The organism is Candidatus Omnitrophota bacterium, assembly GCA_040755155.1.
GTDB lineage: Bacteria > Hinthialibacterota > Hinthialibacteria > Hinthialibacterales > Hinthialibacteraceae > JBFMBP01.
The window spans coordinates 21891-33933 of the sequence record JBFMBP010000132.1; the positions used below are offsets into that span (position 1 = coordinate 21891).

Sequence of the window (12043 nt, forward strand, 5' to 3'; positions counted from 1 at the left end):
ATATCATAATATGAAATATTGTCAACAGCATAGAGATTTCCGGCAATGATTCGGACGGCTTCTACCAAACGTTCCGCAACCATATTCCACAACGTCCAGGCAATCCGATGTAAGTTCCATCTTATTCAAGATGGCTGCGGGATGGAAAAACGACTCCCACCAGGATTTTTCCGGCATTCCGCTTTCACGAATTTTTACGATAAGTTCACTTTCTGTTTTACTGCTATCAAATCGTTACGAGTTTGTCGGAATCGCGCACGATTTCGTAATGGTCTTTGAGGGTGGATAATGGGCAGATCTCTGACCCTTCGGAATGACGAAGTTTCAAGCAGGTTCCACAGGCAAGAAACTCACCTCCGGCATCCAATACCTTTTGCGCCTGGGCTTATACATCAAATTTTGCATCTTCAATCCGATCGATCTCCACGCCTTTTCCTGAGAGAAAAATTCGAACTTTATCCCCTTGTTGCAAACTATAAAGAGCCAAACGCAATACATTATATACGGTTTCGGGATCTGTTTGCGATATAACGATGCCGAGTTTCCTTATACTGTTTGCCTTCCGTCAAGTTGTTATAATTTTAGTTATGTTCACGGTGCGAATCTATTTTGGAAAAAATGAAGAAGCATCGTCAGGGCGTTGGATCGGTTGGCATGACGATCATGTGACGATCCAGCAGCGTTCCCTTGGCTTGTTCGAGCTTCATATTGGCTAACCGTTTAGCGATTTGAGAGCGCATCTCGTCCAATTGCGATTGAATCAAATCCCGCTGGGCGACGAGAACCAAGAGGTTGGTCGATTTACCGACGCGGAATTTCTCCATTTCGGCTTGATACTTGCCTTGTTGCAGCCTCGTTGCGGCGTGAGTGGCTACGATTTGCTGCGTTGAACGTTCGACTTCGATATGCGCCAGCCGAACGTCGAGTTCAATGAGTTGTTCGAAATTGGCGATAGCGGCCTGGGCTTCTTTTTCCCGGAATTGAACGCGGCGGTTCCTGGCTTTGGCGGCGCGGTTTCCCAGATCGTATTGAAAAATCATGCCGCCCGTTATGTCGTAATTTTCTTGATCCAGATTGAGAATGGATTGATCGAACGAGGCGGCATAGCCGGTCTGGCCTAGCGTGATGAAGAAATCGAGTTGCGGCAAAAGGCCATTGCGAGTACGAACGATTTCCAGTTTCTGTTTTTTCCGTTGAACGCGGGCTTGACCGATGTCCGGGCGATTCTCCAGGGCTTGGGCGATATCTTCCGTTTCGGAAGCAAGCGGCGTCTCTTCCTGGGAAGGAGCGTCAAGCAGCGCGATATCCACTGATGAGAATTGCCCTAGGGAGAGATTGAGCGAAGAGAGAAATTGCAGCGCCGTCGTTTGCAGCAAACTGCGGGCGTCGATGACGGCTTCTTCTCTCAAAGCGGTTTCACCTTCCGCCGCCGCCAGTTCGATTTCCGCCGTTTGTCCGACTTCGATGCGATCCTTGGTTTCGGCAAGTTGCTGCCACGCCAAATCGAGGGAAGCTAAGCGGATTTTCAGTTCTTCTCTGGCGGCGAGTAAGTCCCAATAATTCTTCTCCACTTGAGCCGCCAGGGCGAGTACGAATCCGATCAGTTCGTACTGGGAGATATCGACGTCACTCTCCGCTAACCGGACGCCCGCCAAGTTGGCGTTGGAACCCAATCCTCTTAAAAGCGGAAGCGTCAACGACGCTCCCAAGCGGGTGGAAAATAATTTGGTATAAACATTTGATGAACGCTCGGTGGCGGAGGCGCTGAGATCGAGATTCACTCCCAACGGCGTTCGCTTCGCGACGTTGATGGAAGCGTTTCTCTGACGCGAAGAAACGCCCGTAAAAGCGCCGACTCCCGATGTCCGTTGTCCTTTGCTTTCCGCCGCCGAGAGGTTGGACGCGAGAGCGGGATCGAAAACCGATTGCTCTTCGGCGACGAACGTTTTCATGATTTCCGGTCCATACCGCTCGACAGCCAGGGAACGGTTGTTTTCCAGCGCTCGCAGGATGGCGTCGCGTACGGAAAAACCGAGCGTGGCGGATGAAATCGCCGCGCCCGCTTCTCCCCAAGCGGCGTTTAGGCAGGCAAAGAATACGGCGATAGAACAGGCGAGGCGCAGCGACAATAACCGCATAAATCTTGCTCCTAGGCAAAGGACGCGTATTTACGATTCAACGGCGTTCTCCGCCGCCGTCTTCCGGCGTTCGAAAAACACATAAAGGATGGGGATGATTACAAGCGTGATTAACATCGAACTCGTTAAACCGCCGATCACCACGCGCGCCATCGGTGCTTGCACTTCTCCGCCTTCTCCCAGGCCAAGAGCTAGAGGCAAGAGGCCGGCGATCGTCGTCAACGTCGTCATCAGGATGGGGCGCAGCCGCCGCCGCGCGCTTACCTGGATTGCTTCCATGACGCCCATTCCATCGCGACGGCGCAGTAGATTGGTATAATCCACGAGAAGGATGGCGTTGTTGACGACAATCCCCGCGAGCATGATGCAGCCGATAAAGGATTGCAAATTAAAGGTCGTATGGGTGAGAATCAGCGTAATGGCGACGCCGATGGCCGCCAGCGGGATCGAGAACATGACGATGAAGGGGTCTCGCAACGATTCGAATTGCGCCGCCATCACCATGTAAACCAGAATAATAGCGAGACAGAATCCCACCAATAATTCGCGAAACGCTTTTTGTTGCTCTTGATATTCGCCGCTGGGTATGATTTCGAAATCCGCCGGTTTGGGAATCGCGGCGATCCGCGTCTCGATATCCTTCATCACCGAGCCTAAATCGCGTCCGGAAATATTGCCCGAAACGGTTACGATTCGCTCTTGATCTTCCCGTTCGACTTGGACGGGACCTTCGCTTCTAACCAGCCGGACGACATTTTTCACCGCGATGCTGCGGCCGTCGCCGCTGGCGACGGTCATATCGAGAACGTCTTGAATGGATAACCGGTCAGTTTCCTTCAATCGGACGAGAATATCGTATTCGTCCCCGCTTTGCCGATACCTCGTAGCGCTGGTTCCCGATAGGCTAGTTTCAATGGCGCGAGCGATGCTGGATACCGTTAAACCCAATGACGCCGCCTTGGCGCGGTCGATGCGGATGACCTCTTCCGGCTGTCCTTCCTCGCGGCTGACGCGCACGTCAGTGATTCCTTCCACTTGTTCCATTTCCGCTTTTACCCTTAGCGCCAATTGGCGGGCGATATCCAGATCGTAGCCGCGTATCTGAACTTCGGCGTCTTCTTCGCCGCCCGCGATGAGCCGAAAGAGAAAAAGACCCTGTCCTTCGCGGATGCGGATAATCGCGCCGGGTATGCGCGCCAGCAACGGCCGCAAGGCGCGGCATATCTCTTCGCTGCTTCGGCTTCGTTGAGCAACGGGAACCAGGGAGACTCTCACCTCGCCTCTATGGCCGCCGGTGCTGCGCCATCCGCTCGATCCAGCCTGGGAATAAATCATCTTCGCCTCGGGGACGGCTTTGCGCACGATTTTTTCGATCTCCTGAAATGTGGCGTCCACGACTTCGATGCGCGTCCCTACCGCCATTTCTCCATTGACGCGCACTTCGCTTTCGTCGGCCTTCGGCATGAATTCCACGCCGATCCATTTCGTTAAGTAGAGACTGGCCGCTAACAAGAACGCCGTAAGGATAAGAACAGGCCATCGGAAACGAAAAGCTGCTTTCAAGAGATGCGCATACTCCTTTTCTATGAGAGCGATCATTCCCCTGGAACGATATTCGTCGCCTTTGCCGGAGTCGTTTCCCATCCCAGGATGGGATTTCTTTTTGGCTTTCAGAAAACGGGCCGCCATAACGGGAACCAGCGTCAAGGAGACGGCCAGCGAGCAAAAGAGGGCGAAAACGACGACAGCGGATAATTGCGTGAACGTTATGCTGGCGACGCCCCGGATAAAAACAACGGGAAGAAAAACGACCAAGGTGGTTAAGGTGCTGGCGATAATCGCGTCGGAGACTTCTTCCGTTCCATGCGCCGCCGCTTCTCCACTCGCGCGACCGCCCTCGCAATGGCGAAAAATATTTTCCAAAACTACGATGGCGTTGTCCACCAACATTCCCACTCCCAGCGCTAATCCGCCGAACGTCATGATATTGAGCGTGAATTTGCAGAAATACATCAGGGCGAACGTCGCGATGATGGAAATGGGAATCGCCGTAGAGATGATGAGCGTGCTTCTTATGTTGCGCAGGAAAAAGAAAAGAATAGCCGCCGCCAAAAGGGCGCCATAGAACGCCGAATTCCGTACGTTAGCAATGGCGCTCTTGATATAATCCGCCGAATTCATAATGACGAATACGCGAATCTGCGGCATATCCCTGTTGATGCGTTCGATTTCTTTCAGAACGCCTTCCACGACCTGCACCGTGTTGCCGCCCGATTGCTTATTGATGGATAAGCGCAGGACCGGACTTCCTTCCATGCGGGACACGAAAGTGATTTCTTCGTACGAATCTTCCACCGTCCCCAGGTTTTTTAAAAGAATGGGCACTCCGTCGCGCACTTGAATGACGGTATTTCGGATCTCTTCCAGGTTTTCGAATTCTCCCCGGGTCCGGACTAGGGCTTCAAGGTCGCCTTCATCGACTTTTCCGGCGGGAAGGTTGAGATTTTCCGAATCCAACGAGGCGAGAACCGTATCCAAGGGAAGATCGATGGCGGTTAGTTTCCGCCGATCCAGGTCGATATGGATTTCCCGCCGCTGCCCTCCGCGAATGTCTACGGCGGCTACGCCAGGAACCCGTTCGATGCGGTATTTGATCTGATGTTCGACCAAGTCTCTCATTTCCACTGGATCCAATTTTCCCGAAATGCCGAGAAAAAGGATGGGAAAAGACGATAGATCGAATTTGTATATGACTGGCGCGTCCGCATCTTCAGGCAGTCGGCTCCGCACACGGTCGACGCGGGAACGGACGTCGTTTGCCGCTTCGTTGAGGTCCGTCCCCCAAACGAAATTGACGCTGACGCTGCTGTTTCCTTCCGACGAATTCGAAGTAATTTTCTCCACGCCTTGGATGGAACTGACGGTCTCTTCGATGGGACGGGTGATGAGTTGTTCCATCTCTTCGGGACCGACATTGGCGTAAGAGGTGACGACGGTGATGGCGGGATAGGTGATATCCGGCATCAAATCGATGGGCAGACGAATAAACGCAACTCCCCCGAAGATGATGACGATGAGAAAAAACATCGTAATCGTGATGGGATGATGAACGGAAAAATAGGAGATGCGCATCGCTTCCTTCCCCTACTTTCCCGCCGAAGCGTTGGCGACGATGCCGTCTCCGTCGTTGAGGAGATGTTGGCCCATGACGATAACGACTTGTCCGATCTCTACGCCGGAGGCTTCCGTGACGTCGGCGGAGGAAATTCCCGGCGCGATGGGCAGAAAACGCGCTTTGGCGTTATTATCGATGGGAATGAAGACGCCTTGCTGCGATTCGCGCTTCACCAAAGCTCGCAACGGGATCAACGTTACGCCGCGATGGGTTCCGAAGTGAATCCGCACTCTCGCGAACATTCCGGGCTTCAACAGCAAATCGGAATTGGGGATTTCGATTTCCGTTTCGGCGGTGCGCGTGTCGGCGTTGAGTACTGGAGCGATGCGGGAAACGCGGCCTTCGAATGCTTTATCGGGATAAGCGTCTACGGCTAGCGCGGCTTTCAATCCCAATTTGATTTTAGCGTAATCCCGTTCGACGACGCTGATGACCGTTTTAACCGTAGACATATCGGCTAAAGAGACGATGGGAGTCGAGGGCGAGACCATCGCTCCTTCGTCCAGAAAGCGCTTGCCGACGAATCCCGCGATCGGCGCCGTGATTTGCGTATAAGAAAGCCGGGCCTGCGCGGCGCGCAAGGCCGCATCTTGCTGCTCGATATTGGCTTGGGAGACCTTTTTTCGGGCGAGCAGCGTGGAAACGTTCGCCTCCGCGTTTTCCAATTCCGAAGGCGCCGCCACTTTCTTTTCGCGCAGAGTGCGTATGCGTTCCAGTTCGCTTTGAACCGTCGTCAGGTTGGTTTCGCATTCTTCCAGGGAGGCGCGGGCGACGGATAATTTCGCATTCGCTTCTTCAACGGCGTTGCGCGCTTCCACGTCGTCCAACACGGCCAGGGATTGTCCCGCTGTTACTTCGTCTCCCAGATCGACGCGAATTTTTTCCACGCGCCCGGAAATTTTCGGCGAAACGAGCACTTCCGACTCGCCCGCCAGCGTTCCCGTAAACTCGGCCACGTCGTCGATGTCGCCCTGAATGGCTTTATCGAATTCTACGGCGATCGGCGGTTTTCCTTGCGGCATCATGCTTTTGGCTGGAACCGCCGTATAAAGCCGCCATGCAATTCCGCCGGCAATACTAAGAGATACAATGATGAATAGAAAACGCCGCATTTCCTCCGCCTCGCGCTTATCAAAAGATTGGCCAACATGAAAGCGGCTCGCGCCGGAATCGCCATCATTTTATGGCGGGGATGATCCAAGGTAAAGATGTTGGAAGATTCGTCGTCAGTCGCGGTTCATTGGTTCGTTTACTACGGAATTTTCGCATCATAAATAATAAAAATCCAATCCTCCATCTCCCCCCTCACCCTAGCCCTCTCCCAAAGGGCGAGGGAATTTTTCGCGAGGATAAGGAACCAGTTAAGCATGTTTACCCAATCCTGAAACGTTCTAGTCCTACAATCCCATAGTTCCCCCCAAAAAAAGAGGACGCTGGATAACCAGCGTCCCCATTCGTATTTTATTCGCCGCGAAGGAGATATGCGTCCAACGCGGATTACATCAATCTTAATACAATTCCCACATATCGACGGGGGTGGGAGTGATAGACAGAGTCAATTCGCCCCACTGGGTTTCGTCGTTCCATCCGCCATCCACTTCGCCGTTCCAACGGTATTGCGAATTGCGGTCTTGAACGGCGGGATCATCGGCGTCGTCGATGGAGATATCGAATCCGATGAGGGGCTTGAATCCCGCGATCGCCTGCCGGAATTCGACTACCCAACCGCTGCCGTCCGCTTTCGCTTTACCCGCCGTTTGGATGTCGCCCGTAGGTTGACTGGCGACGGCGCCGCCATCGCCTCGAATTACGATGGAGTGGCCCCAAATATCGCCTTCCTTGGTTGCTAAGCGGCTGAAATTGCCGTCAACGCGGATTTCCACCGCATCGTTGCGCCATACGTCGTTTTTCGAAAAATCGAGAATATCGTCGATCGCATCGATCGCGACATAGAGGTTTTGAGCGTCGTTCATGACGTAAACCTTGACGCTGCTGTCTTGCGGCGTTTGATAGCCATTCTTAAAGTAGCCGCCGACGGTTCCGGAATCCGGACCAACAACGCCGGGACGAATATTATCGGTTCCGTCAAAGGCGAGAATCGTGGCGTCTTTCCATTCGTTAGTGGCTAACGTTCCATCGATCTTCGGCGCTCTAGCGGCCAGACCGGCTTTGGCTTTTTGCTGGGGACCGGGAACCAAGGCGAGAATGAGTTCGCCCCACTGGGTTTCGTCATTCCAACCGCCGTCCACGTCGCCGTTCCAGCGGTATTGCGTGTCGCGGCTGGTATTCGCGGGATCGTCGCTATCGTCGATGGCGATATCGAATCCTATCACAGGCAAATAACCCGCGATGGGGGTCTTGTATTCGATGATCCAGCCTTTTCCGTTCGCTTTAGCGGCCGCTGCGCTTTCGGCGCTTGCGGGGAGGTTTTCCTTAGCGCCGCCATCGCCGCGTATGTTGGCGGAAAAGCCGTTAATATCGCCTTCCTTAGCCGTTAAGCGGCTCATATTTCCGTCGATGCGGATTTCGGCGGCGTCGTTTTGCCACAAATTCGGTTGGGCAAAGTCAAGAACGTCATCCGTCGCATCGATGGCGATATAAAGGAATTTGGCGTCGTTCATCAGGTAAACTTTCACGCTGCTATCCGCCGCGGTTTGAATTCCGTCTTTATTGGCTCCGCCGATGGTGCCGGAATCCGGGCCGACAACGCCGGGGCGGGTGCTATTGCTGCCGTCGAATTGAATGACCGCCGCGTTTTTCCATTCGTTCGCATCCAGCAAGCCATCCAAAGCCGGAGGCGTCGCGGCGAGGCCGGATTTCGCTCTTTGTTTAGGTCCTGGAGGCGGAACTGTAGCAAGGGTAACATCGCCCCATTGCGTTTCGTCGTTCCATCCGCCGTCTACGTCGCCGTTCCAGCGGTATTGCGTGTCGCGGCTAGAATTCGCGGGATCGTCGCTGTCGTCGATGGCAATATCGAATCCGATCGTCGGCTTAAATCCCGCCAGCGGCGTTTTGAATTCAAGCGCCCAGCCTTTTCCGTCCAACTTGGGAGCGGCAGCGCTAGAAGCGCCCGTTTGCAGATTCTCGACGCCTCCGCCATCGCCGCGGATATTCGTAGAGAATCCCAAGTTGCTGCCTTCTTTCGCCGTTAAGCGGCTGTAGTTGCCGTCGATGCGGATTTCGGCGGCGTCGTTTTGCCATAAATTGGCTTGTTTAAAGTCCAGAACGTCGTCTCCTGCGTCGATCGCCACATAAAGATAAGTTCCGTCGTTCATGATGAAGGCGTCTACGTGGCTATCTTCGAAGAATTGGAAGCCGTCCCCGTTCGGACCGCCGATCGTGCCGGAATCCGGCCCAACGACGCCAGGACGCACGGCGTCGCTGCTATCGAAGGATATCTTGGTCGCTTGCGCCCATTCGTCCTTATCCAATTTGCCGTCCAGAATGGGGATGATTTTGGTCAAAGCGCCTGCGGCGATTTTCAGCATCGGGCCGGGATTGGGAACCGTAGCGAGGATCAGAGCGCCCCACTGGGTTTCATCGTTCCAACCGCCGTCCACGGCGCCGTTCCAGCGATATTGGGTGTCGCGGCTTGTATTCGCGGGATCGTCGCTGTCGTCGATAGCGATATCATAGCCGATCACCGGCTTATAGCCTGCGATGGGAGTCTTGTACTCAATGACCCAGCCGCTGCCATCCGCTTTGACGGCCGCTCCGCTCTCGGCGCCGGCGGGAAAGTTTTCCGAAGCGCCGCCATCGCCGCGTATGTTGGCTGAGAAACCGTTAATATCGCCTTCTTTAGCCGTCAAGCGGCTCATATTTCCGTCGATGCGGATTTCGGCGGCGTCGTTTTGCCACAAGTTCGGTTGGGCGAAATCGAGAACGTCGTCCGTCGCGTCGATGGCGATATAGAGGAAATCGGCGTCATTCATGAGGTACATGATAACGCTGCTGTCCTTCGGCGATTGAAAACCATTTTTATATGGTCCGCCAATCGTACCGGAATCCGGACCGACCATTCCTGGCCGAATCGCGTCGCTGCCGTCAAAATTGATGCGCGCCGCTTCTTTCCATTCGCCAGCATCTAACTTTCCATCCATCGTTGGCGCAGCGGAAGCCCATCCCGCTGCTACTGTCTGTTCCTGGCCATAAGCGGGGCAGATAAGACTCATCGCCGCCAGCCCAATGACCGTGATTAAGATTCTTCTCTTTTTCATAAACATCTCCTTTCCAATACATTTCCTCCCGAAAGATTTTTTCTACAAGTTTATAGAGGTAATAAATCTATAAACCGAATTAATCAAAACACTTTTAGACGCCATATGTCAAGACTAAAGTAATAAAAATTAAAATTAATATGATTTATTGATTATTCATATTTTCGATGGTTCGCATATACGGTCTATTAATTTTGATGATTGAGCCTCTTGCAAAACTCTATAATTCCTCCCCCAAGCCTGGGGGAGGTTAGGAGGGGGTTGAGATAAGTCTAACAAAATCAACCCCCCTCTAACTCCCCCCAAACTTGGGGGGAGAATTTTAAGACGGATTTCATTAATTTTGCAAGAGCCTCGATTTTTAGAGTTTAAGGGTATGGGATGGGTGACTTGCGCTCAATGGTTGACGATAATGAAGATACGGATTCGATCGCGGATGGGTACGATCCGCGAAAAAAAGGGGATGGAGTTGTGGAATCATGAATGAATGGTTCGCGATAGATGCCATCGATTCTGTTTTTTTTGAAAAAAATAGGAATCTATTTCAAAAACGTTATCCGGAATTATCCTTAAGAATTCTTGAGAGCCGATCCCGGCTGAGTGATTATTCTTTTCTCCAGGTGGGAGAGCATAGGTACGCCTGTCGCCGGCAGGAATCTAATGGATTTTTTTATCTTTACCGCCCCGATGCTTTTCAAACGCAATTGCAAGAGGCTTACGACCGGGCGAGAGCGTTTTATCGGCGGGGAGCAGAATTGCTGCTCATCGTTGGGGGAGGATTGGGATACCTGGCCTCGCATATTGTTGAAGATATTCGCGGCGATCTCTCTAAAGGGGTAGTGTTGTTGGAAAACCGGCCGGAATTGATCCTGGCGCAATGGCATTTTTTCGATGGCCGTCCTCTGATCGAATCCAACCAAGTTTATTGGGCAGTTGGCGATCCAATCCTGCCCGAAATGGAAAGCTTTGCGCAGCGGGAGGCTTTGTTTCTACTATCCGATAACGGTTTATGCGCCGCTCCCGAACGGGAATTGAAGGTGGAAGAAAAACAAGAATGCCAACAAATCCCCCGCTGGTTTGCGGCATGGCGGGCGGAGGCGCGGCGAGGATTCCAGGCGAAGAGCGCCATGTTTTCACAACGCATGGCGCAACCGCCGGATTTGGTTGGCGGCTGCGTCTGGGCGGCGGCCTCGCCATTGGCTTACGCCCATACGCCTCTCATGCGCTCCATGGTTGAGGGTTTTCGCAATGTGGGATGGCGCGGACGCTTGTTGGAGCTCGGTGATTCCTTCTCCGCACGCTTTCAGGTGCATCGCGACCTGTTGGAATACATCCCCGATCTGATTGTTACGATCAATAACGCCTCTTCCACTTTTCTAGCGCCCAACGTTCGCCGTCCCCGCTTGTGTTGGGCGTTGGACAATCCCTGCTATTTCCAGCCGGAGCAGTTTCAAAATTTGCTAGGCGAAATGGATCATGTGTTTTACTGCGACCGTACGTACGCCGAAGTGTTTTCCAGCGTGCGGGCAGGGTCAACGCAGCAGCTAACCGTTTCTTCAACGCTATTTCAAGAGGGCGTTTATCGGGACGACTTAGCGGCGCCCATTATGTTCGTGGGCAACTTCCACGATGCTGCGCCCTATCTTCGCGATCTCGCTCCAAAACTTCGGGACGGCGCCTATGCGATTTTGGATTATTGCATCGCCCATCCCTTGCAAACCGCCCAAGACGCCTTGGCCGCCTTGGATGCTTCCGATGAATTAATCCAGCGCCTGCGGGAAAAATCGGACGCCTTCGCCGCTTCGATTCAACGCCCCCTGCCGCCCAATGTCCGGCTGGAGTATTTCCTCTATGCCTTAGCGAATGGGCATAAGCGCGTGAAATATGTGCGCGCCCTATTGGATCGGGGAATCGTACTTTACGGGCCGGAAACATGGCTGCCCGTCATGGGGGAGAAATACGCGGCGCAGTTCCGGGGTTGGCTGCCTTCCCACCGCCTGGCGGACGCCTACGCCTCGGCGGAAATTTGCCTTAATATTCATAGTTTGCAATGTCCCACCTGCTTCAACGTGCGCGATTTCGATGTTCTCTCCGCTGGCGGCTGCCTCATCGCCGATGAAATCGAAGATATGAAGATGGGGCTTCTGCAACCGGGAATGGACTTTTTTTCCTTCCAGGACGAAAAGGATTTAATCGCCAAAATCGACGAACTGTCGGCTTCTCCCGAAAAACGCCGTCAGTTGCGCGAACAAGGCCATGAAACGTTCCAGCAACGCCATACGCCCGCCCATCGCGCCGAAGAGATACTGGCTGTTTTGCGAGACAAGTGGAAAACGTAAAAAACAATGATGAATGATGAATGATGAATGATGAATGATGAATGATGAATCCTAATTCATGGCGTGTTATTATTTTCATCATTCATTACACTAAGAAAACGAAAAGCAGGCTGGCTCATCAGGAGATTCGCCCTCCCTTAATTCACCTTCAAACAAATAGGGAGGGCGAGGCTC

6 protein-coding genes are annotated in these 12043 nt (G+C 53.1%); 1 reads left to right on the forward strand and 5 read right to left on the reverse strand.

Annotation, left to right across the window (positions count from 1 at the left end; genetic code table 11):
* Window positions 1-21: 21 nt before the first annotated feature.
* From AB1656_19480 to AB1656_19500, 5 genes are all read right to left on the reverse strand, one after another.
* A complete protein-coding gene (locus AB1656_19480; GenBank protein ID MEW6237570.1) occupies window positions 22-177 on the reverse strand; it encodes a hypothetical protein in 156 nt (51 codons plus the stop codon).
* A gap of 455 nt (window positions 178-632) precedes the next feature.
* Complete coding sequence (locus AB1656_19485; GenBank protein ID MEW6237571.1) at window positions 633-2138, reverse strand: TolC family protein; 1506 nt, start codon at window positions 2136-2138, stop codon at window positions 633-635.
* Window positions 2139-2168: 30 nt separating this feature from the next.
* Window positions 2169-5270 (reverse strand): efflux RND transporter permease subunit, encoded by a 3102-nt coding sequence (locus tag AB1656_19490; GenBank protein ID MEW6237572.1) that lies wholly within the window; start codon window positions 5268-5270, stop codon window positions 2169-2171.
* Between the two features lie 12 nt (window positions 5271-5282).
* Window positions 5283-6425, reverse strand: a complete 1143-nt coding sequence (locus tag AB1656_19495; GenBank protein ID MEW6237573.1) for an efflux RND transporter periplasmic adaptor subunit — start codon at window positions 6423-6425, stop codon at window positions 5283-5285.
* 396 nt (window positions 6426-6821) lie between these two features.
* Window positions 6822-9530 (reverse strand): sugar-binding protein, encoded by a 2709-nt coding sequence (locus AB1656_19500; GenBank protein MEW6237574.1) that lies wholly within the window; start codon window positions 9528-9530, stop codon window positions 6822-6824.
* A 479-nt stretch (window positions 9531-10009) separates the two neighbouring features.
* Between AB1656_19500 and AB1656_19505 the strand changes: the two genes are divergently transcribed.
* Entirely contained in the window at window positions 10010-11869 is a 1860-nt protein-coding gene (locus tag AB1656_19505; protein ID MEW6237575.1) for a glycosyltransferase, read from the forward strand.
* Window positions 11870-12043 lie beyond the last annotated feature (174 nt).

Coding starts and splice junctions, on each gene's coding strand:
- AB1656_19505 (MEW6237575.1), top strand. CDS start 10,010: ATGAATGAATGGTTCGCGATAGATGCCATCGATTCTGTTTTTTTTGAA.
- AB1656_19480 (MEW6237570.1), bottom strand. CDS start 177: ATGCCGGAAAAATCCTGGTGGGAGTCGTTTTTCCATCCCGCAGCCATC.
- AB1656_19490 (MEW6237572.1), bottom strand. CDS start 5,270: ATGCGCATCTCCTATTTTTCCGTTCATCATCCCATCACGATTACGATG.
- AB1656_19485 (MEW6237571.1), bottom strand. CDS start 2,138: ATGCGGTTATTGTCGCTGCGCCTCGCCTGTTCTATCGCCGTATTCTTT.
- AB1656_19500 (MEW6237574.1), bottom strand. CDS start 9,530: ATGAAAAAGAGAAGAATCTTAATCACGGTCATTGGGCTGGCGGCGATG.
- AB1656_19495 (MEW6237573.1), bottom strand. CDS start 6,425: ATGCGGCGTTTTCTATTCATCATTGTATCTCTTAGTATTGCCGGCGGA.